24 protein-coding genes are annotated in these 22,243 nt (G+C 30.2%); 15 read left to right on the top strand and 9 right to left on the bottom strand.

Features of this window, described 5'->3' with window-relative positions; translation table 11 throughout:
• The first annotated feature begins 5 nt into the window (after window positions 1-5).
• Window positions 6-1,016 carry an aldose epimerase family protein gene (locus tag HMPREF3046_RS02675; RefSeq protein ID WP_070716195.1) on the top strand — a complete coding sequence of 337 codons (1,011 nt, stop codon included), beginning with the start codon at window positions 6-8 and terminating at the stop codon, window positions 1,014-1,016.
• A 55-nt stretch (window positions 1,017-1,071) separates the two neighbouring features.
• Here the strand turns inward: HMPREF3046_RS02675 and HMPREF3046_RS02670 are convergent, their stop codons facing one another.
• Window positions 1,072-1,728, bottom strand: a complete 657-nt coding sequence (locus tag HMPREF3046_RS02670; protein ID WP_070716193.1) for an MOSC domain-containing protein — start codon at window positions 1,726-1,728, stop codon at window positions 1,072-1,074.
• Between the two features lie 159 nt (window positions 1,729-1,887).
• On the opposite strand from HMPREF3046_RS02670, the gene HMPREF3046_RS02665 reads away from it, so the two are divergent.
• Window positions 1,888-2,577 carry a ribose 5-phosphate isomerase A gene (locus tag HMPREF3046_RS02665; RefSeq protein WP_070716191.1) on the top strand — a complete coding sequence of 230 codons (690 nt, stop codon included), beginning with the start codon at window positions 1,888-1,890 and terminating at the stop codon, window positions 2,575-2,577.
• A gap of 33 nt (window positions 2,578-2,610) precedes the next feature.
• On the opposite strand, the gene HMPREF3046_RS02660 is transcribed toward HMPREF3046_RS02665, so the two are convergent.
• Complete coding sequence (locus HMPREF3046_RS02660; RefSeq protein ID WP_070716189.1) at window positions 2,611-3,672, bottom strand: peptidoglycan release complex CPBP-like subunit SdpC; 1,062 nt, start codon at window positions 3,670-3,672, stop codon at window positions 2,611-2,613.
• A gap of 254 nt (window positions 3,673-3,926) precedes the next feature.
• On the opposite strand from HMPREF3046_RS02660, the gene hutG reads away from it, so the two are divergent.
• The 6 genes from hutG (at window position 3,927) to HMPREF3046_RS02630 (ending at window position 9,822) form a co-directional block, all read left to right on the top strand.
• Window positions 3,927-4,862 (top strand): formimidoylglutamase, encoded by a 936-nt coding sequence (gene hutG, locus HMPREF3046_RS02655; RefSeq protein ID WP_070716188.1) that lies wholly within the window; start codon window positions 3,927-3,929, stop codon window positions 4,860-4,862.
• Window positions 4,863-5,019: 157 nt separating this feature from the next.
• A complete protein-coding gene (locus HMPREF3046_RS02650) occupies window positions 5,020-6,138 on the top strand; it encodes an amidohydrolase (RefSeq protein WP_070716186.1) in 1,119 nt (372 codons plus the stop codon).
• An 85-nt stretch (window positions 6,139-6,223) separates the two neighbouring features.
• The gene (locus HMPREF3046_RS02645) at window positions 6,224-7,105 is read left to right on the top strand and encodes an SDR family oxidoreductase (RefSeq protein WP_070716182.1); all 882 of its coding nucleotides are present in this window, start codon (window positions 6,224-6,226) and stop codon (window positions 7,103-7,105) included.
• A 77-nt stretch (window positions 7,106-7,182) separates the two neighbouring features.
• The gene (locus tag HMPREF3046_RS02640) at window positions 7,183-7,794 is read left to right on the top strand and encodes a flavin reductase family protein (protein ID WP_070716180.1); all 612 of its coding nucleotides are present in this window, start codon (window positions 7,183-7,185) and stop codon (window positions 7,792-7,794) included.
• 96 nt (window positions 7,795-7,890) lie between these two features.
• On the top strand, window positions 7,891-9,183 hold the full coding sequence (locus HMPREF3046_RS02635) for a Na+/H+ antiporter NhaC family protein (RefSeq protein ID WP_070716178.1): 1,293 nt from the start codon (window positions 7,891-7,893) through the stop codon (window positions 9,181-9,183).
• A gap of 120 nt (window positions 9,184-9,303) precedes the next feature.
• Window positions 9,304-9,822, top strand: coding sequence for an SRPBCC family protein (locus tag HMPREF3046_RS02630; protein ID WP_070716176.1), 519 nt, complete (start codon window positions 9,304-9,306; stop codon window positions 9,820-9,822).
• A 60-nt stretch (window positions 9,823-9,882) separates the two neighbouring features.
• Here HMPREF3046_RS02630 and HMPREF3046_RS02625 read toward each other — a convergent pair whose 3' ends face one another.
• On the bottom strand, window positions 9,883-10,641 hold the full coding sequence (locus tag HMPREF3046_RS02625; RefSeq protein WP_070716174.1) for a MurR/RpiR family transcriptional regulator: 759 nt from the start codon (window positions 10,639-10,641) through the stop codon (window positions 9,883-9,885).
• 201 nt (window positions 10,642-10,842) lie between these two features.
• On the opposite strand from HMPREF3046_RS02625, the gene HMPREF3046_RS02620 reads away from it, so the two are divergent.
• Window positions 10,843-12,444, top strand: coding sequence for an alpha-glucoside-specific PTS transporter subunit IIBC (locus HMPREF3046_RS02620; RefSeq protein WP_070716171.1), 1,602 nt, complete (start codon window positions 10,843-10,845; stop codon window positions 12,442-12,444).
• Between the two features lie 45 nt (window positions 12,445-12,489).
• Here the strand turns inward: HMPREF3046_RS02620 and HMPREF3046_RS02615 are convergent, their stop codons facing one another.
• Window positions 12,490-13,020, bottom strand: coding sequence for a hypothetical protein (locus HMPREF3046_RS02615; protein ID WP_070716168.1), 531 nt, complete (start codon window positions 13,018-13,020; stop codon window positions 12,490-12,492).
• A gap of 286 nt (window positions 13,021-13,306) precedes the next feature.
• On the opposite strand from HMPREF3046_RS02615, the gene HMPREF3046_RS02610 reads away from it, so the two are divergent.
• From HMPREF3046_RS02610 to HMPREF3046_RS02600, 3 genes are read left to right on the top strand one after another with little or no spacing between them, the layout of a single operon-like run.
• The gene (locus HMPREF3046_RS02610) at window positions 13,307-14,221 is read left to right on the top strand and encodes a bile acid:sodium symporter family protein (RefSeq protein ID WP_070716166.1); all 915 of its coding nucleotides are present in this window, start codon (window positions 13,307-13,309) and stop codon (window positions 14,219-14,221) included.
• Window positions 14,222-14,270: 49 nt separating this feature from the next.
• A complete protein-coding gene (locus HMPREF3046_RS02605) occupies window positions 14,271-14,915 on the top strand; it encodes an HAD-IA family hydrolase (protein WP_070716164.1) in 645 nt (214 codons plus the stop codon).
• Between the two features lie 5 nt (window positions 14,916-14,920).
• A complete protein-coding gene (locus tag HMPREF3046_RS02600) occupies window positions 14,921-15,112 on the top strand; it encodes a hypothetical protein (RefSeq protein WP_070716220.1) in 192 nt (63 codons plus the stop codon).
• A gap of 54 nt (window positions 15,113-15,166) precedes the next feature.
• On the opposite strand, the gene HMPREF3046_RS02595 is transcribed toward HMPREF3046_RS02600, so the two are convergent.
• Window positions 15,167-15,355 (bottom strand): hypothetical protein, encoded by a 189-nt coding sequence (locus HMPREF3046_RS02595; protein WP_070716162.1) that lies wholly within the window; start codon window positions 15,353-15,355, stop codon window positions 15,167-15,169.
• Between the two features lie 4 nt (window positions 15,356-15,359).
• The gene (locus HMPREF3046_RS02590) at window positions 15,360-15,704 is read right to left on the bottom strand and encodes a hypothetical protein (RefSeq protein WP_070716161.1); all 345 of its coding nucleotides are present in this window, start codon (window positions 15,702-15,704) and stop codon (window positions 15,360-15,362) included.
• A 326-nt stretch (window positions 15,705-16,030) separates the two neighbouring features.
• On the opposite strand from HMPREF3046_RS02590, the gene HMPREF3046_RS02585 reads away from it, so the two are divergent.
• Window positions 16,031-17,419, top strand: coding sequence for an amino acid permease (locus HMPREF3046_RS02585; RefSeq protein WP_070716159.1), 1,389 nt, complete (start codon window positions 16,031-16,033; stop codon window positions 17,417-17,419).
• Between the two features lie 65 nt (window positions 17,420-17,484).
• Here HMPREF3046_RS02585 and HMPREF3046_RS02580 read toward each other — a convergent pair whose 3' ends face one another.
• The 3 genes from HMPREF3046_RS02580 to HMPREF3046_RS02570 all read right to left on the bottom strand — a co-directional run bounded on the left by HMPREF3046_RS02580 (window position 17,485) and on the right by HMPREF3046_RS02570 (window position 19,823).
• Entirely contained in the window at window positions 17,485-18,357 is an 873-nt protein-coding gene (locus HMPREF3046_RS02580; RefSeq protein ID WP_070716158.1) for a MurR/RpiR family transcriptional regulator, read from the bottom strand.
• A 323-nt stretch (window positions 18,358-18,680) separates the two neighbouring features.
• Window positions 18,681-19,034 carry a hypothetical protein gene (locus HMPREF3046_RS02575; protein ID WP_070716156.1) on the bottom strand — a complete coding sequence of 118 codons (354 nt, stop codon included), beginning with the start codon at window positions 19,032-19,034 and terminating at the stop codon, window positions 18,681-18,683.
• Between the two features lie 81 nt (window positions 19,035-19,115).
• Complete coding sequence (locus tag HMPREF3046_RS02570) at window positions 19,116-19,823, bottom strand: helix-turn-helix transcriptional regulator (protein ID WP_070716154.1); 708 nt, start codon at window positions 19,821-19,823, stop codon at window positions 19,116-19,118.
• 368 nt (window positions 19,824-20,191) lie between these two features.
• On the opposite strand from HMPREF3046_RS02570, the gene HMPREF3046_RS02565 reads away from it, so the two are divergent.
• The gene (locus HMPREF3046_RS02565; RefSeq protein ID WP_070716153.1) at window positions 20,192-20,971 is read left to right on the top strand and encodes an inositol monophosphatase family protein; all 780 of its coding nucleotides are present in this window, start codon (window positions 20,192-20,194) and stop codon (window positions 20,969-20,971) included.
• Window positions 20,972-21,086: 115 nt separating this feature from the next.
• A complete protein-coding gene (locus HMPREF3046_RS02560; RefSeq protein WP_070716151.1) occupies window positions 21,087-22,034 on the top strand; it encodes an LCP family protein in 948 nt (315 codons plus the stop codon).
• Window positions 22,035-22,243 lie beyond the last annotated feature (209 nt).

Genomic DNA, 22,243 nt, shown 5'->3' with positions numbered 1-22,243 from the left:
AAGTAATGATAGTTGAAGTAGAGAATCAAAATCATGGTATAGATTTAATTAAAATAGATAATGACGATACGTATATTGTATTTACAAACTATGGAGCACGAATTGTTTGTTGGAAATATCATGATAATAATATTGTGTTAGGTAATAAGGTAGAAGCGGATGAATTTTACCCCGAAAATCCATATAAATTTGGCGCTACTATTGGTCGATATGCAGGACGTATTGAAAATGCTTCTTTTAATTTGAACAATAAATATTATCAATTGGAAGCAAATGAAATGACGAATCAACTGCACGGTGGTAGTAATGGTTTAGACAGACGATTGTTTGATTATGAAATACAAAATAATATAACAAATATTAAAGTTATATTTAAACTTCAGATACAATCAAAAGAGGATGGTTATCCTGGAGATATGATGATTAAGGTTATACATACATATGATGTTGAACATCGATGGACGATTGAATATGAAGCAACATCAAATGAAGATACATTATTCAATCCTACAAATCATGTGTACTTTAATCTAAATAGAGATAATAATATCATTGATAACCACTCTATAATAAGTGAACAATTAAAAATGTATCCTATTGATCAGAACCATCTTATTTCCAGTCAACAGCCTATTGATTTATTAGAACGATTTAATCATCGTCCTATTCAATTTCAAGATATTTTTAATTCTGAAGATAAACAAATTAAAGAACAAATACATTTTAATAAAGGACTCGATCATCCATTTGATATTGGTCATCATCGTCTTATCGTTGAAAATAATGAGTTTGCGTTAGATGTAGAAACAACAATGACTAATATAGTGATTTTTACTTTTAACGATACCTCAGAATGGAAGAGTGATTTTAATATTTATAAACCTCATTCAGGTGTAGCGCTAGAAACGCAATACTTACCTAATGATATTAACAATGAGGGCAATAATGCTAAATCAATTCTAAAAGCTAATGCTCCGTTTTATGCGAAGACAATATATCATATTTCAGAGAAATAACTTTATTTTTATTTAGGAACATACCACTATGACATTAAGTGATAGTAGTATGTTTTTATTTATTCATTGCTTTTTCTTTTAATAATTTCAATTTTTCAATACGTTTAGGAGATAAGTAAGGATTATTAATAGCTTTATTTAAACGGTCTATATTTTCACGGTCATTATAATAAATATCATTCAAATTTTGAACAGATAAGCGTGTAGGAAATTCAGCAGTTTTAAAGAGTAATAAATGATCTTGTTGTTGCACATAACCTTCTTTTAAAACACGCATATAAAAACCTGTTTTGCCTGAGGACGACATCTGCTTAACTAAATTTTTAATACCATATTTTTTTTGAATTTTCCAGCAAGGTTCACGTATTTCAGAAACTTCTACAATTGCCTCTCCTAATTGATATTGATTTCCAAAATACACATCATTTTCATCAAGGTCAACGAGAGTTAAATTTTCACCAAACATTGCATAATCGGGTAGTATATTAATATCATTTTTATACATTGCATAATTTTTCTTACTAAAACAGCAAACGGCTTTGTGTGGACCACCATGGTCCTTATAAGCTTGTTCATCTTCACTGAACCCTGTATAAGATAACCACATTTTTCCAGAAAACATTGTTTTATTTAAAGCAGAACGCATTGGACGTTTTTGCTCATAGTTTAAAGTTTCAATTTTACCAGTTGAAATCGCATATATAGGAATCATGTTATTGTCTCCTTTTTATAATATCTGTTATTTTACTATACTTTTAAAAAGTATAAAAATATCTTTTGATAAATTAAATGAATGTAAAATAGACCTAGGTATTTTAAAAAGGCTAGTGTAAAATAATAAGTGAGTATATGAAAAGGAGTTATAGTACCAATGAAGGATGCGAAAGAACTCAAATTAATGACGACAAATGATGCAGTGGCTCAAATTCAAGATAATATGATTCTAGGAATTGGAACAGGAAGTACAATTGAACTATTGATTCCTAAAATCGTAGAGCGTATTCAACAAGATAATTTAAACATTACAGGTGTATGTACATCTAATAAAAGTGAATTTCTTGCTAAACAATATAATATTAACGTGGTTGATATTAATGATATTACTTATATAGATTTAGCTATTGATGGTGCAGATGAAATTGATTCGGATTTAAATCTTATTAAAGGAGGCGGAGGTGCCTTATTCAGAGAGAAAGTCATTGATGAAATGGCAAGAAAGTTTATAGTTTTAGCAGACGAAAGTAAAATTGTAAATTACTTAGGTGAAACCTTCAAATTGCCTATTGAAGTTGATAAATTTAACTGGTTACTTATATCTAAAAAAATTGAAGCATATCATGATATCTCAGTTGAACGAAGAATGAACGAAGATATACCATTTATTACAGACAATGGGAATTATATTTTAGACTGTGAATTAAGAAGTAAGATAGATCCTTATCAATTACATGAATTTTTAATTCATCTCACAGGCGTTCTAGAAACAGGTTATTTTTTAGATATGACAACACAAGCGATTATTGGTACTCAAGAAGGAATTAAAGTAATTAACAAGAAGTAAAAAAGAGAGGAACATTTTTAAGTTCCTCTCTTTTTACTTCTTAGATTTATGGATGTCATTGATTTCTTCTTTTACATTATCCACTACAGATGAGCGTCTATCTTCTGCATATTTAGAAGATGATTTTAAATGATGATCATCGAATTGAACTTCAGAACCATTAGTCTGTGTATGAGTCGCATTATTTTCTTGTAACGATTGATGTGACGTTTCTTTTTTGTCCAATTCGCTATTAGATGTCTTATTTGAATCATCTGTGTCATCATTTACATGGTCTAAATAATTATTAGGTTCTACTTCATCTAAAGATTGGTTTGTTGTTTTATATAAGATAAAGCGAGTTACTAAACTTAAAAGAATGAAAATAATACCAACAATTGTAGTACTTAAAGCAATGACTTTCATAGAGAATAAGTCGCCAGTTTCTTCGCTAAATAAGAATACTTGAGCAAATGACATTGCAGCATGGAATAACAGTGCAATATAAATCGTACGACCTTTAGTTGCTCTGATTAATTCACCCACAATCATTGAAAACATAAATGTGTATAAGAAGTGATAACCTGCATATTGCATTCCATATGTTGTATTAATAGACCAAATAGAATACATTAAACCTACAATGATTGAAGCAAAAAATGTATTGACTTTACTTTCGACAATGTTTTGTAAATATGAACGGAATCCAAATTCAGCAAAAAAAGCCATGAAAATATGACCAATAATAATTGTAAATACAGATACTGATAAATCATTGGCTTGTAATAAAATAAAACTATCAGCAAATCTATTGAAACTCATCATTCCAATAATAAAAATAATGAGCGGCAAAATTAACGCAAGTATTATACGCTCAATAACTCTAATATCAATAGAGAAATTCAAACCAGCTAGTTGAGTACGCTTATTTTTAAATGCAATAATACAAATTATTGCAGCAATAAATGGCGCTAAATTATGAATACTAAACACAAAACGTTTAATACCAATAGATGCTTGAAAGTCTCGCAGGATTAAAGACAATGCCATTGTAACAACGAAAAATACAAAAATTGTTAAAGCCCATTGAAATCCTGAAATACGTTTCGTCTTCATGTATGTAACCTCCATTAGGGTAACCATATATTCTTTCCTTAATATTATACATATTACAAGGGGATAAATAAATTGTCCATTTTAAATATCATTAAAATGTAATAGTATTGAATTATTTTTAAATTTTTGAAACTAATACTTAATGTCTGAATCATAAATTAAAGGGTAAATAATTTAATAAAAATGGGTATTGATTGTATAAAATATATTATATGATTAAGGTAACTTTAAATAATTAGGAGGCATCTAATATTATGTACAGTGAAAGCAATCCAAAACTATGGAAAGGAAGAGTAGATAGTCAAAATGATCCTAAGCAGTTTAAGCATTTTCAGACCGTCACATTTGCTAATTTAGAAAATATAGAAAATCATTTTGATAAAGTTGGTGTAGGTTTGTTAGGCTATGCCGTTGATAAAGGGATTGAACTGAATGAAGGAAGAATGGGTGCTAAAAAAGGACCAGACGAAATAAAAAAAGCTTTTGCCCAATTACCGGATTTAAGTGAATGTGACTCTCTTGTTGATTACGGAAATGTAGAATATACAAAAGGTTCTCTGAATGAAGTTCAAGAAGAAATGGACCATTTGGCTGCTCGAGTTATTCAACAGCATCACCAATCTTTTTTTATTGGTGGAGGACATGATATCGCATACGCACAATACCTAGCGACGAGACACACTTATCCTGATGCTTCTATTGGTATTATTAATATCGATTCACATTTCGAGACGCGTGCTGATGTACAATCTAATTCTGGTACAATGTTCAGACAAATTTTAGAAAAAGATGATAATGTTGATTACTTAGTTTTAGGCTTATCTCAAGGTAGAAATACACGTGCTCTATATGAATATGCTGAAGAAAAAGGAATTATCTATGTATATGCAGATGAAATTTTAAATGATTTGTCTCCAACCATTAAAGATAAAATTGAACGATTTATTCATCAGCATGAAACAATTATGTTTACAATTAGTATGGACGCCATCGATAGTGCATTTGCGCCTGGAGTGAGTGAACCTACTGTACTCGGATTGAATCCTCATTCTGTATTTAATATAGGTAAACGCGTCATATTAAGTGGAAAGACGTCTTCTATTAGTATTGCTGAAGTCAATCCAAATTATGATATTGATCATCGTACTGCTCAACTTGCAGCGAATTTTATCCACCATTTTATAGAGTAGTTATTTTAAAGATTGAAATGAACTTTTAGATAAGAGTAGTCCACCATTCTAAGTAATGGGTATCTACTCTTATTTTAGTTATAAGAAAAGTTTAATCATTATGATATTATAGACTATACAATATTTTATTGGACTTAGAGAAAGGGAAGTGACATTGATGACAAGTTTTAACGACGTTGTAAAATGGAGACGCATGTTTCATCAATATCCTGAGTTATCAAAATACGAATATAAAACGACGCAACGTATAAAAGATATATTAACTTCATACAATATTAAAATGATTGACATTCCAATGGAAACGGGTCTAGTAGCAGAAATAGGACAAGGAGAAAAGTGTATTGCTGTTCGTACTGATATTGATGCGTTACCTATTCAAGAGCAAGTTAGTCAAGACTTTACTTCTATTAATGATGGAGTGATGCATGCTTGTGGACATGATATTCACATGGCTAGTATCTTAGCTATTGCTACCAAGTTAAAAGAAGAAGAAGAACAATTAAATGGAAGAGTAAGATTTTTATTTCAACCAGCCGAAGAGCTTGGGTATGGAGCTAAAGTCATGGCTAAAACCAATGCATTAGATAATGTACAAGCGATTGTTGGATTTCACAATTATCCAACATTAGATATTGGAGAATTTGCAATTAAATCTGGTCCTATTACTTCTGCTGTAGACCGTTTTGAATTTAAAGTTCATGGCAAAGGGGCTCATGCTGCCAAGCCAGAGCAAGGCAATGACCCTGTAATGGCGTTAGGGCAATTAATTACAAGCTTGCAAACAATTATTAGTCGTAATTTATCTGCCTTTGATAGTGCTGTCATTACAATAGGAGAAGTGTCTTCAGGTAATACTTGGAATGTTATTGCAGATAATGCTTATGTTCAAGGTACGGTACGTTCATTCAAACCGGAAGTACAAGATTATATTGAACAACGTATGCATGACATTGCTAAAGGATTAGAACAATTATTTAATATAGAGATTGAATTAATTTATACACGTTTACCAGGCGCAGTTATTAATGATTTAGAGCTTACTAAACATGCTAAAGAAGCGGCAAAAAAAGTAGGATACACAGTAATTGATTTAGAACATCCATATACGATTGGAGAAGATTTTTCTGGTTTATTAGAGCATCATCCAGGTGTATTTGCATTTATTGGATCAAATAGCGAATATGATTTACATCATCCAAAATACAATCCAGATGAACGTATTTTAGAAAAAATACCTGATTATTTTATAGAACTGATTTATCAATTATTAGCATAACATTTATTAGAATTTTGGAACTATGATTTAATTACTACTTAATGTGGTATACCAATGTTGAGTAAGTAAATAGGAGATGATTTTAATGGGTGCACAAGATCCAAGAACTAAATTTAAAGATTCTGATTATAAAAAACAAGAACAAGAAACACCAGGTTATCAATATAAAATGTCACCTAAACCAGATTGTGGTGAAGAATCATATGAAGGTCATGGTCGTTTACAAGATTATAAAATGCTTGTAACTGGTGGCGATTCAGGTATTGGACGTGCAGCAGCAATTGCTTATGCTAAAGAAGGTGCTGATGTAGTTCTTAACTACTTACCAAGTGAAGAACAAGATGCACAAGAAGTTAAAGAGGTCATCGAAAAAGCTGGAAGAAAAGCAGTGCTTATCCCTGGAGATGTGAGAAATGAGCAGTTTAACTATGATTTAGTAGAACAAGCTTATAATGAATTAGGTGGCTTAGACAACATTACTCTTGTTGCAGGGCATCAACAGTATCATGATGATATTCACGGATTTACAACTGAACAATTTGCTGAAACATTTGAAACAAATGTGTATCCAATTTTTTGGACTGCTCAAGCAGCAACTAAATATTTAAAACCAGGTGCTGCAATTACAACGACATCTTCAGTACAAGGGTATAAACCTGCTGCAATTTTACATGATTATGCTGCTTCTAAAGCAGCAATTATTTCATTAACAAAAAGTCTTTCTGAAGAATTTGGAGATAAAGGTATTAGAGTGAATAGTGTAGCGCCAGGACCATTTTGGTCACCTTTACAAATCAGTGGTGGACAACCTCAATCAGCAATACCAGAATTTGGCCAAGCTACTCCACTAGGCCGTGCAGGTCAACCTGTTGAATGTGTGGGACCATATGTATTATTTGCTTCAGAAGATGGCAGTTATTTAACTGGTCAAGTTCATAGCGTTACTGGTGGTATTCAAATCGACTAATTCAGTATGACGTTAAGTATGCTGGCGAGAGATTTTTAGAAATCTCTCGCTTTTTATTTTATAAAGGAGAATTAAAAATGAAAGAGATTAATCCAAATCAATTATCAGACATTCAAAATTATAAATTATTAAGTGGTTCAGTTATACCTAGACCTATTGCGTTTGTAACATCGGAAGATGAAAAAGGTAATTTAAACGGTGCGCCATTTAGCTTTTTCAATGTAGTGAATAATAAACCGCCTATGATAGCAATTGCAGCACAAAGAAGTAATGGTAAGCGTAAAGATACAGCTATAAATATTGAAAAAACAAAAGAATTTGTTGTGCATATTACAGATGAATTCAATATTGAAGATATCAATGAGACGGCTGCACCTTTAAAATACGAAGACAATGAATTAGAACGTACATCATTGACTCTTATCAGTTCATCTATGATAAAGACGCCTGCTGTGAAAGAAGCTAATATTCGTTTTGAATGTAAATTAGATCAAATGATTCAATTAGGTACTAAAAATGATGGTGCTGATTTAATTATAGGAGACGTTGTTATGTATCATATAAGTGAAGATGTCTATTTTGAGGATAGTAAAATTGATTCTAATCAGCTTAAACCGGTAGCACGTTTAGCGGGAAATAATTATTCTAAACTCGGAGATACATTTACAATTGAACGTCCAAAATCATAATAATATGAACTTTACATGTAATCGTATTGACGATGATACATGAATCTTGTACCTTTAAATATAAATTCAATTAGTATTAAGGAAAGTAGGTTAAATATGGAAGAAGGTAATAAAGGTCATGCTTGGGCACTACTACCTCTTGTGCTATTTATTGCATTATTTTTAGGAATAGGAATCGCTACTGGAGATTTTAGTAATATGCCTTTAAATGTTGCGATAACGATTACTGTGATTGTAGCATTAATGATGAATAGAAAAGAAAAATTTTCAAAAAAGATTGAAATATTTACCCAAGGAGCAGGGCATTCAAATATTGTCCTAATGGTTTTCATCTTTATCTTAGCAGGTGCATTTTCAACTACTACTGAAAAAATGGGTGGTGTTACGTCTACAGTTAATTTAGGATTATCACTCATACCACAAAATCTTATTATTGTAGGATTGTTTATAATTTGTATGTTTGTCTCTATCTCAATGGGAACCTCAGTTGGAACGATCGCAGCACTTGCACCTGTAGGATTTGGATTTTCTCAGGCAACTGATATTTCAGCTATGTTAGCGATGGGAACAGTGGTAGGCGGTGCGATGTTTGGTGATAATTTATCAATGATATCAGATACCACAATAGCAGCAGTACGTACTCAAAAAACAAAAATGAGCGATAAATTTAAAGTCAATTTTTGGATTGTTTTACCAGGCGCAATTCTAACAATTATCATTTTATTTTTCTTAACAAATGGTGTACATGTCGATCATTCTAAACAATATGATTATAACTTAGTGAAAGTCATTCCTTATATTTTAGTGCTTGTTTTAGCCATCATTGGTGTGAATGTCATTTTAGTTCTAATTAGTGGTACTATACTTTCTGGAATCATTGGTCTTATTGATGGTTCTTTCAACTGGAAAGGTTTATTAACTGCTATATCAAAAGGAATTATTGGAATGGAAGATATTGCAATTATTGCTTTACTTATTGGTGGTCTTGTTGGTCTTATTCAACATAACGGTGGTGTAGAATGGTTGCTTAATTTTGTGAAATCGAAAGTGAAATCGAAACGTGGTGCTGAATTTGGTATCGCTAGTCTTGTGAGTGTAGCGGACATCGCTACAGCAAATAACACAATTTCAATTATTATGTCAGGACCATTAGCCAAAAATATTGCAGACGAATATGAAATAGATCCTCGTAAATCGGCAAGTCTTCTTGATATTTTTGCTGGATGTTTTCAAGGTCTGTTACCCTATAGCCCTCAACTTATTGCAGCAGCGGGTGTCGCTGGAATATCTCCTTTTAGCATGATGCCATATTGTATTTATTCAATTTTATTAGGCATTTGTGGTATTCTAGCAATTATATTTAGATTTCCACGTCTTAAGACTAAATAAAGGATATATAACTAGTTAAAATCATCTAAATTTATATTTTTTTAATTTCTGATAGTTGAAATTTTGGTAGTATTTATAAATGCGTTAAAATATAACTAAGAGTGAAAGTAGGTGAGATGAGTGGCAAAATATAATGTAGAAAATGAACAAGTTGAGATTCATATTGAGCGTTTATTTAAATATTCTCCAGAATTAGTTTATAGTGCTTGGACAGATATAAACTTATTAAAGCAATGGTTTATGACCTCCCAACGAACAAATAAATTATTTGATGCAGATATTCATGAAGGTGGACAATATCGTATAGTAGATGCTCGTAATGGTAAACAAAATGTAATTCAAGGTAAATATGAAGAATTAGTATCCGATGAATATATCAAAATGACTATTGGAATGCCAGAATTAAGCGATAGTCAAGATGTTATTGAAGTAGAATTTGAAGAACGTGAATCTGGCGGTACGCAAATGTTCTTTTACTATCAATCTATAGTAGAAAAAGAACGTCGTTTAACGGCTTTAGAATATAAACATAAAAAGAAAGAATATCATGATTCTACTGCACATGGTTTAGAATTAATGTTTGATCGAATGAATGAAATTTTAGATCAATATGTAGAGGATAATGATATGTTACTTTAATTAAAATGAAAAGACCTATTGAGTAAAAGTAAGTTACTACTTAATAGGTCTTTTTATTTACTATAATTCACCGTTTTCTTTTCGCTCATTATATTTTCTTAGTAGCGTTTCAAAGAAGATATGATAATTAATAAAGCTAGAATAATCTATATCATTGTATAAATAAAATGTATGACTAGAAACGTAAACATTATAATTTGCCTTTTGTGCTAATGTATTGTCTTTCATGGTTGTAACAGAAATAAAATAACGTTGGCGCAATTGAAGTAAATTAGTAATATCATTTAATTGGTGAGTTTCTCCAGATAAAGAAATCACAAAAAATAAGTCATCTTCATTAGAATAGTTAAGTACCATTTTAATCTCATGTTCATCATGCAATACAATTACATTTTTATGCATAGTTAATAAGATACGTTGTGCCTCTTCAGCTACATTTTTCTGAGCTCGTCCAGTACCATATAAGTATACATTTGTAGCTTTATCAATTTTTTCAGTAATAAGATTAAAATTTACCCTCTCTAGGTAAGTAAATGTTGTTTCAATTTCTTGTTTAAATTGTTTGATTGAATCAGTAGGCACTTCATGTAAAGATTGACTTTCAAATTTTAAATAAGATTTAAAATCACTATAGCCATCAAAGCCTAACTTACGTGTAAAACGGTGAATAGTTGCGTTTGATGCATGTGTATATTGCGATAGTTCTTGTATTTTTAAAGTTTTACATTGTTCTATATGTGTATTAACAAAATGAGCTATATGAAGATCATTGTCATTTAATTTATCAAAGTTAGCATTAACTCTCTCATCTAATAACATATAAACACCTCAAGTTATAGTATTGAAAATTTTTTCATCTATAGAAAATATAAACTGATTATACAAAAATATTTCAAAATGAGTCAATGCCATTGTATATGTGAAAGCGTTTACTATAATAGGATTAAGACATTAAGAAAGCGCTTAAAAAAGTGCAATATTATATAAATAACTAAGATATTTAGATTTGGGGGTCAGTATATGAACGCAATAAAACGTTTTGGGAGCGCAATGATAGTTCCAGTATTAATGTTTGCATTCTTCGGAATTGTATTGGGATTTGCAACACTATTTAAAAACCCAACAATAATGGGTGGTTTGGCAGAGAGTCACACATTTTGGTTTAAATTTTGGTCAGTCATTGAATCTGGTGGTTGGGTTATCTTTAATCACATGGAAATTGTATTTGTAGTAGGTTTACCCATTTCACTTGCTAAAAAAGCACCAGGTCACGCAGCATTAGCAGCTTTAATGGGTTACTTAATGTTTAATACATTTATCAATGCTATTTTAACGCAATGGCCACATACGTTTGGTGCAAACTTAGAAAAGGGTGTTGAAAATGTTACAGGTTTAAAAGCAATTGCAGGTATTTCAACATTAGATACTAATATTTTAGGTGGTATCATTATTTCAGCTATTGTAACATGGATACATAATAGATATTACAGTAAGAAATTACCTGAAATGCTTGGTGTTTTCCAAGGTTTAACATTTGTAGTCACTATTTCATTCTTTGTTATGTTACCTGTAGCAGCTATTACATGTGTAGTGTGGCCAACGATTCAAAGCGGAATTGAATCATTACAACATTTCATTATTGCTTCTGGTTATATAGGTGTTTGGCTATACCATTTCTTAGAACGTGTATTAATACCTACTGGACTTCACCATTTTGTTTATGCACCAATTGAAGTAGGTCCAGTTGTGGCAAAAGATGGTTTAAAAGCAGAATGGTTTAGACATTTAAATCAATTTGCCGAAAGTAGCAAACCATTAAAAGATCAATTCCATTATGGTTTCATGCTTCAAGGTAATGGTAAAGTATTTGGCGCAATTGGTATTGCTTTAGCAATGTATTCTACAACACCTAAAGAAAATCGCAAAAAAGTAGCTGCATTATTGATACCTGCTACATTAACTGCTGTTGTAGTTGGTATTACAGAACCATTAGAATTTACATTTTTATTTATTGCACCATTCTTATTTGTTATTCATGCATTATTAGCTGCAACAATGGATACAATCATGTATGGTTTTGGAGTAGTTGGTAATATGGGTGGAGGACTACTTGACTTTATTGCAACAAACTGGATTCCACTTGGACAAAATCACTGGATGACTTATGTAGCTCAAGTTATTATTGGTTTAATTTTCTCAGCAATTTACTTCTTTGTATTTAGATATCTTATTTTAAAATTTGATATTCCATTACCAGGACGTCGTGCTGAAGAAGAAGTGAAACTATTTTCTAAAAAAGATTATAAAGAGAAAAAAGGAGAAGATAGTACAGATACTTCAGGTTTTGAGCCTAGTAATGAATATGAAGAAAAAGCATATTATTATTTAGAAGGTTTAGGTGGAAAAGAAAATATTAAAGATGTGACAAATTGTACAACACGTTTACGCTTAACTGTTAATGACGAATCAAAAGTAGAAGATACTGCATATTTTACACATCAACAAATGTCACATGGACTTGTAAAAAGTGGTAAGAATGTACAAGTAGTTGTAGGGATGACCGTACCACAAGTACGAGAAGCATTTGAACACTTAGTGTTTGATGAAAATGATAAAAAATAAGATACTAAAAGGGTCGAAACATTTTGTTTCGACCCTTTAACTATTCTAAGAAATACGTGCATTATGTAATGCGCGAGTTTTGTATGTGGCTGATAAAATATCAATATTTCGACAAGCAATAAACTGAATGAGTTTCGAGAATACTTCTGGTTTACAACATACGCTAGCACAATTATTGTTTAATGTATAAGTTAAATCATATTGATTAGAGAAATATGTCATTATATCAATAACTTTATCTTTAATAAAAGCATCTTGTAATCCATCTATACATAAATTAAAGCGTTTAGAAGAAGAATAATATTGTCCAGAATCCAATAAGATGTGTGTATTTCTAGAAGAAAGAATTTGATAAATAGAAATTTGGTAAAAACTTAAAAAACTAATGAAATAGGGTAATTGTTGTTTAGGTAAGCTGATTTCAAGGGCTGGAGTATTGTTATATTTAATAATGTTGTATTGAAATGATTCGCAAAATTGAACATTTCTGCAAATTTTCATTAATTGCTTTTTAGTCGATCTTGATTGTAAACCTACAATATTTAGAATGTAAGTTTCAAATTTATCTATCCACATGCAAGAACCTCCCAATTCTTAATAATATGTAGTCTTCATGTAATTATCATTCTTAAAATGAAACACGCCGTTCCCATATACAGTCTGATTGTATCACTCTTTATTATGATTATCACTACGACTTTTGAATGAATTTTAATTTAATATTTTTGTAATATATTCGTAACTCTATTTAAAAGAGAAAAAATAAAAATTTTCATATTTTTTAAATATTCTGATAATTTATTGTTTTACTTTTTCTCCTATGATACTCTTATTTCATTATTTAAAATAAGAGGGTGAAATTATGTTAAGTAAAGTAAGTGAATTTGCAACTAAGACATTTTTATTATGGATGTTTATTGCTGCTATTATAGGTTTTATATTTCCAACTCAACTAGCGACGATTGGTCAATTCGTCCCGTGGCTATTAGGAATTGTAATGTTAGGCATGGGGATGACAATTAAACCTAGTGATTTTAAATTAGTTTTTAAAGAGCCGAGGTCTGTTATTATCGGAGTAATTTTACAATTCACTATTATGCCTACCTTGGCCTATACTATTGCTAAAATATTTAATTTACCAGCTGAGTTAGCAATTGGAGTGATTTTAGTTGGATGTTGTCCTGGTGGAACATCAAGTAATGTCATGAGCTACTTAGCTAATGCTAATGTTGCGTTATCTGTAGCGATTACAAGTGTATCTACTTTATTAGCACCATTTGTAACACCTGCTTTAATTTATTTATTTGCTCATGAGTGGTTGCATGTATCATTTTTAAGTATGTTATGGTCGGTCATTCAAGTTATTTTATTACCAATAATCATAGGATTCATTTTACAACTTGCTTTCAAAAAAGTAACTCGGGAAGCTACTAAAATTTTACCAATTATTTCTGTAGTAGCGATTTCATTGATTTTAGCCGCTGTTGTTGGAGGGAGTAAATCACAAATTCTTAAAACTGGATTACTTATTTTTATTGTAGTCATTTTACATAATGCAGTGGGCTATTTATTAGGTTATGTTTTAGCACATGTATTCAAACTTGATAGAAGAGACAAAAAGGCGGTTTCTATTGAAGTTGGAATGCAAAATTCAGGTTTAGCTGTGTCTTTGGCAACTGTACACTTTAGTCCACTAGCAGCAGTGCCAGGAGCTGTATTCAGTTTTGTTCATAATATTTCTGGACCTATTCTTGCCAAATATTGGTCTAAACGTTGATGTAATATGTTAAACTTACCTATAATATTAAGTTTAAAGGAGAAATATCATGTATAAAGCAATAGTATTCGATTTTGATGGTACCATTGTCGATACTGAACAACATTTATTTAATATTATTAATAAGCATTTAATTAGTCATAATGCATCACCAATTACTCTCGATTTTTATCGTGAAAATATTGGTGGAGAAGCAAAGAATTTACATAAATACTTGGAAGAGACGATTGGAAATGATAATAAAGAAATTATTTATAAAGAACATCATCAAACAAGCAACCAATTAGAAATGAATCCTACGATTGAACAATTAATGAAATACTTGAAGCAACATCATATTCCTATGGCAATTGCGACTAGTAGTTATAAAAAGGACATTTTTCCAGTATTTAAGAGTTTAGGTTTAGATGAATATATAAATATTATTGTTGGGAGAGAAAGTGTAGAATATGTAAAACCAGAGCCAGAACTTTATTTGACTGCGGTTCAGCAGCTTAATTATTCACCAACTCATTGTTTAGCTATTGAAGACTCTGTAAATGGTGCTACAGCTGCTTTTCGCGCTGGATTAGATGTTATAGTAAATACAAATTATATGACTCAAAAACAAGACTTCTCAACTATTCCATATATTGGTAAAGATTTAAATGATGAAGAAATTATAAATCGTTTTTTTGCAAAGGGTAATGTGTGAATGAAATGTCATGGCAATTAATCATCTTCTTTTTAGCTGGACCCATTATTATCGGAATAGGAAATCTTGTTTTAGGTCCAATGTTTAATAAACGTATTCCTTTTAGAGTTCGTATACGCTCATTTATGTTAGGAACAATGATATATCTTATACTTGCTTTTATAGCGTATTTCTTTTTGTTACAAAGCAGATTATAGAATGAATAACCTATAGGATAGTAAAAAAGAACCTTTTCTAAGGTTCCTTTTTTATTAAATAATTATTTTTAGAATAATTGTAAAAACTAATAAAACAATTAAAATCGCATCAATACCCACCATTACGGTAAATCTAGTGCTTTTAGATCCTTGTGATTTAGCTTGTCTCATTGCATTATAATTTGGTATGAGACTTAAAAATAATAAAACAATAATTAATATTATACCAATAGTTACTGACATATATTTATTCTCCTTTTCTTTTTTCAATCCATTCCCATATAAATCCTGCAATAATACCTACACAGATTCCTATTAAAACGCCGAACTTTGGAGAAGATAATAATAGTCCTATAATTAAAAAGATGATCACTGCGATAGATAAAGTAATACTAAATTTTATTTTACGTTGATCTGAATTAAAGATTGAAAATACAATTAAGTATAGTAAGAAAAATGCTAAAGTTGCTAAAAGCGTTCGTAGTATAAGCGAACTTACCATGTGCTGTTGTTCACTGAAAAAGTTCAGTAAAAAGAACACAATAGCAAAAATAATAGATATCTTTATATCCTTTTTTAATAAATGCTGCATAGGTTAAACTCCTTTAAGTCTATATAAGCAGTATAGCATACTGCTAAAGTATCAATTAAATATATTAATTGATTAATCATATTCTCAACTAAAAATAACTCAATAACACAAGTATTAAATTATTCATTTTTGCAAAAAAGGAAAAAAATTTAATTAAATAAATAGAAACGCTTTCAATGTAATTTTAAAAATATATTTTATTTTCTGAAAATTATAGTATAATAACTTCAATAAGGTAAAGGATATGTCGACTAAGAAAACGTAATAAATATTTTCTATAGTTTAAAAGTATCGCACCTTAGTCCAAATAGAGATGGGGTATTTTTATGGATAATAATGAATTACACAGGGGACTAAGTGCACGTCAAATTAGAATGATTGCGCTTGGTGGGACAATTGGTGTAGGTTTATTTATGGGGGCAACAAGTACAATTAAATGGACTGGACCGTCAGTTATTTTTGCGTATTTAATCGCAGGAATATTCTTATTTTTAATAATGAGAGCAATGGGAGAATTGATTTATTTAAATCCAACAACAGGTTCATTTGCAACATTTGCTAGTGAATACATACATCCAGCTGCTGGCTATATGACAGCGTGGAGTAATATATTCCAATGGATTGTCGTTGGGATGAGTGAAGTCATTGCCGTAGGTGAGTATATGAATTATTGGTTCCCTCATTTACCACAATGGATACCAGGTGTGATTGCAATAGTATTATTATTAGTAGCAAACTTAGCTTCAGTTAAAGCGTTTGGAGAATTTGAGTTTTGGTTTGCAATGATAAAAGTGGTAACAATCTTATTAATGATTATTGCTGGGTTAGGATTGATTTTCTTTGGAATTGGTAATGGAGGACATCCTATCGGTATTTCTAACTTATGGAAACACGGTGGATTTATGCCCAATGGATTAGTTGGTTTCTTCTTTGCACTTTCAATCGTTATTGGTTCTTATCAAGGGGTTGAGCTCATTGGTATTACTGCAGGTGAAACAAAGAATCCTAAAGAAAATATTAAAAGTGCTGTAAATGGCGTTATATGGCGTATATTAATTTTTTACATAGGTGCTATTTTTGTTATTGTTTCAATATACCCTTGGAATCAATTAGAAAGTATTGGCAGTCCTTTTGTAGCTACATTCTCTAAAATTGGTATTACATTTGCTGCAGGTTTGATCAACTTTGTTGTATTAACTGCTGCATTATCAGGATGTAACTCTGGTATTTTTAGTGCAAGTCGTATGATATATACACTTGCTCAAAAAGGGCAAATGCCTAAAATCTTTACACGTGTAATGAAAAATGGCGTGCCGCTTTATCCAGTATTAACTATTGCAATTGGTATTTTAATCGGAGCATTATTAAATGTTATTTTACCTGTATTTATTAAAGGTGCTGATAGTATTTTCGTGTATGTTTATAGTGCATCTATTTTACCCGGTATGATTCCATGGTTTATGATTTTAATCAGTCATATTCGTTTCAGAAAATTACATCCAGAACAGGTTGAAAATCATCCATTTAAGATGCCAGGAGGCCCAATTTCTAGTGTTATTACCATTATCTTTTTACTCATTGTTTTAATTGGTATGTTATTTAATAAAGACACAGTTATTTCAGTGGTTATAGGTATTATTGTTTTAGCAGGGGTTACAGTTTATTACTTTATTCGCGGTCACCACAAAAATGATGCTATAAAAAGAGTAAAATAACGATAAATATATATATTAAAAAATCTGAGACGTGAATAAATGTCTCAGATTTTTTAACGTTTTTATTAATGTTTAAATTCAATTTTTGATAAATACTTGTGATAATTGTCTAATGAAATCTTTGACTGTGTCATATAGTCTAAAGAAGCGTGATAATTACGTGCTATAAAGCGATAAAATATAATATCAATCGTATATAATTGTGCAAATAATGCAGTCGTCGCACTCATACACAGTTCGTTTTTATAATCTTCATTATACGTTAAAACTAAATCAGAATCTTTTGCAACTGAATTATTGTTAGAACTTGTAATAGTAATCATTGAAAGATTAAAATCTTTAACGACTTTTATCATTGCTTGTAGTTCGCTCTGTTCACCACTATTTGTAATAAAAATCACACAGTCATTTTTATTATGTGTAGACAACATTGTAGTAAGTAAATGTGTATCTTGAACTAATTGAATATTGAGACCAATACGGGATAATTTCTGATAAAATTCAAGGGCACACACATATGAACTCCCATAACCATATAGAAAAATGGTATGTGCCTGTTTAAATGTTTCACAAATAGCGTCAATAGTTTGGTGATCTATAAAATGATTACTTTGTTTTAACGACGCTTTAGTTTGAAAATATAATTTTTGTTTTAAACTTTCTACTGATTCATTTTCTACTAACTTGATATTATATGGTGTGACTTGTTTAGGAAACCATTGCTTAATTTCATCGCGTATAGCTTTAAAATTTTGATTAATTAATTTTTGACTATAACGATTCATAGTAGATACACTAATATTAAGCTCATCTGCAATCGCTTCATTAGACATTGAAACTAATTTATGTGGAGAATTTAATATGAAACGTGAAAGTTTCTGTTCACTTTTAGAAGACGAAGCGTAGACTTCATCTATCCTACTTAAAATATTTGTCATCCAATCACCTAATTTATTAAAAGTTTTTCTTTCATCATAAATAGATAGATGAAAATGAAAACATCTCTATCTAGGCATGTGAATACATCATATATTACATCTAAATTCCCACAAATATCGATAAATAACTGTAAAGTGATTAAGTTAAGTAAAGGTTTACGTAATAGGATTACCGAAATAATGTGATATTCTCCCATCAATATGACATTATTTCGAAGATTAAAAAAATAGTATGCAGTTTTTACTTAATATTAATCAAGCATTATTATACATACTATAAATTACAATGACAATTCACCTACTAAACTTATCAAAAAATAAGGTTATTGATAATTATTAATTTGATTATAAACTTTATAAATATAATTTTGGCGTTCTTGCAAATCGACGATTAAATTTCCATTTTTAAAATTTTGAAGGGGGATTTGTTTTAAGTGACTCACCAATTCATTGTATTGCTTAAAGCAATACATTTGTGAATCAGAACAATGAGATGAAATACTATTAATTCGATTATGTTTAAAATGAGCACGACAATGATTAATAAAATTATTGTAATCTTTAATTCCCAAAGATAAATGTGCTATGTCCATAAAATAATAATATTTAGCTTTTTCTAGTAAAATTAATAATTGAATTAAAATATGTTGATCGTATATTAAAGTTTTATAATGCATGGTACACTCATCCTTTAAAAGAGAATGTTAAGGATATATGGTGTGTAAGCATTTAGTATTTGAGAATATACGGAAATTTCTTCAATACTCACTTTGTTCATTGTTTTTAGGTTGTAAAAATTCCTTATAGTTATGAATAGTAATATCGTATGTTTGAATTTTTTTTTCAAATGAATAAGAAATATCAACAATATTTAATATTGATAATTCACGAGTTTTACCGAATCCAATTTCATAAACAATGGCAAACCATTGGCCGTTACGACATAGTAAACCGATGAATATCACATTTTCTGCAGTTATTTCATTATTTTCTGAAAAGTCAACAAGCATAACATGTCTTTCGTTACTATAAATTAAAATATCTGAAAACAAATGTGGTAATGTTAGAGAATGTGTATCTTCTAATTTAATATTATTGGAGATATGTTTCAGTATTTTTTGCATTTGTGTATTGGGAGTTTTTAAACATTGGTTCATAATTGAATGAATGTCTTGAGTGTAAGGTAATGTAGAGTGAGATTGACTTTCTTGCAAAGTTAAAAATAGTGCAATAAGTTCGGAATCATTTAATTTAAGTTGAAAATAATGATCAGTATTTTGAATTTCATATCCACCACGTCTTCCTTTATGAGCGTATATATGAACGCCTTTAGATTCTAAGTCATTAATATCTCTAGTAATTGTACGGGTAGAGACATTAAATTGTTTTGCTAAATCAGAAGCATTGATTTTATGTCCTTGTTGAATTAATGAAATCATTTGATTTTGTCTTTCCATTTTATTCAATATACTCACCACCTATGAACATTACATATTACATTAATTATAACATAAGACTTGGATTCAAGACATTTATAATAATAAGTCGATTATAAGTGTAAAAATAAACTATTTTTATTTAGAAAACGCTTACAATTATTAGGTAATTATGCTAATATAATATTTGTAACAGGGTAGAACGATTTCAAACAAAGGGGTAGGGGCTATATAACAGATAGCTCAAGGTGAGTCGTTCGGGTTACATCGAAACATCTTCAATATTTATTACTTACTTTCCTTTCTATTTTGTCGGCTAGCAAATGACTAGCCGATTTTTTATTTTATAAAAATAATATGTTATATGATAAGATGAATAAAAACGTTGAGGTGACATCATGCAAAATCAACAACTTCAATTTATAGATAAGCATATTACGAATTGGTTCCAACATTTAGATGATATTATTCCTAATTTAATTAAAAATATGGTTACAGAAACAAAAGAAAATCGATTCGATTTAGTTACAAATGTAGATAAACAAATACAAAATGATTTCGAAACCTATCTTGAAAAGTATTTTCCTACACATCAGTTATTAGCTGAAGAAAAAAATAATGATGGTATTGAACCCTATCAGGGACACCTTTGGATTATGGACCCTATTGATGGAACAGCCAATTTAGTGAAACAACAAGAAGATTATTGTATTATTTTAGCTTACTTTGAAAATGGACAACCTAAATTATCTTATATTTATGACTACGCTCATAAAATAATATATAAAGCAATTGAAGGTAAGGGGGCCTTTATGAATAATGTCAAACTTGGGTCTCCAGAAGTATTATCGCTTAAAGATACTATTGTTTCATTTGGTTCAGAATACGTGAATGAAAGATTAAGGAAAGCTTTGTATCAATCGTCTTTTAGTGTGAGATATATAGGAGCTTGCGGATTAGATTCAGTGCGAGTGATTAAAGGACAATTTGGCGCACATTTTAATACTAATCCTAAACCTTGGGATATCGCAGCACAGTTTTTATTCGCTAGAGAATTAGGATTAGTGATGACGCAGATGGATGGACAACATCTTGATTTCGCTAAAGGTGGTCCCTTTATTATTAGTAATAAAGGGTGCTATGAGGAGATATTAGCTATTATTAATGATAAACACTAATACTTCTATTCTTAGTTATTTGATGTATTTCCTACTAAAGTTGTATAGTAAATTAAATCATTTAATATATAATAATGGAGATATATTTTAATATAAGCAGAATAGGAGGAGGAAAATGCAACGTCCTGATCGAAAAAAACGTTCCTCTAGTAAAATAATGAAATGGATTATTAGTATACTTGTTGTGTTAGCTATCGTTGTTGTAGCCGTTATCGCAGCAACGATATTGATCACAGGTAATAAAATTCATAACCCGCTTCATCGTCAACAATCTGAATTGCGTTCTCATAATGTTAATTTAAGAAATGGAGATCCATTTACAATTGCCTTATTTGGTGTTGACTCTAATGCACAACGTAAAAGTACAAATGATGGTGAACGTAGTGATACAATAATGATTTTATCAGTGAATCCAAAGAAAAAAATGACTGAGCTTGTAAGTATTCCACGTGATACTCAAGCAGAAATCGTAGGAAGAGGTACAACTGAAAAAATTAATCATGCTTATGCTTATGGGGGCCCTACCATGGCTGTTAAATCATTAGAAAAACTAATGAATGTGCCAATAGATCACTATGCTACTATTGATATGGATGGATTACACGACATGATTGATTCGGTCGGCGGTGTTAACATAACGAGTAATGATACATTTACAGTTCAAGGTACAACATTTACTAAAGGGCAATCTACTCATGTTGATGGAGATACAGCTATGGCATTTATTAGAAGTCGTAAAGAAACAGGCGCAGGTGGCGATTTTGGACGTCAAGAACGTCAACAACTAGTTTTACAAGCTATGGCAAATAAAATGGTGAGTTCTTCAGCGATTACACATTTGCCATCATTAATTACTCAAATTCAAAAGAACGTCACAACCGATTTAACATTAGGAGACTTAAATGAAATTAGAAGTCATTATAAAGAGGCTAATGATACAGTGAATCGTCATCAGCTAGAAGGTACAGGTAGTATTCAAAATGACGGATTATGGTATTTTATTCCTAATGAAAGTTCAAAAGGACAAATGACAGAGGTATTAAATAATAATTTGAAAAAATAAAAAATTGATATAGAAATTAAAAAATCTGAGACTCATTTATATGTCTCGGATTTTTTATTTAAAAATATAAAAATTTAAGAGTATATGCTTTATTTAAAAGAATAAAGAAAGGTCAATAGATATTATTGAAAGCCTTAACATTATATGATTTTAGTTATACAATAATATTAATTCTGTATTGAATATGGGGAAACAATACAGAATCTTAA

The organism is Staphylococcus sp. HMSC070D05, assembly GCF_001815595.1.
Classification (GTDB): Bacteria; Bacillota; Bacilli; order Staphylococcales; family Staphylococcaceae; genus Staphylococcus; species Staphylococcus hominis.
The sequence above is the reverse complement of the archived record's forward strand: the minus strand, read 5'-3'. Positions and strand labels throughout refer to the sequence as shown.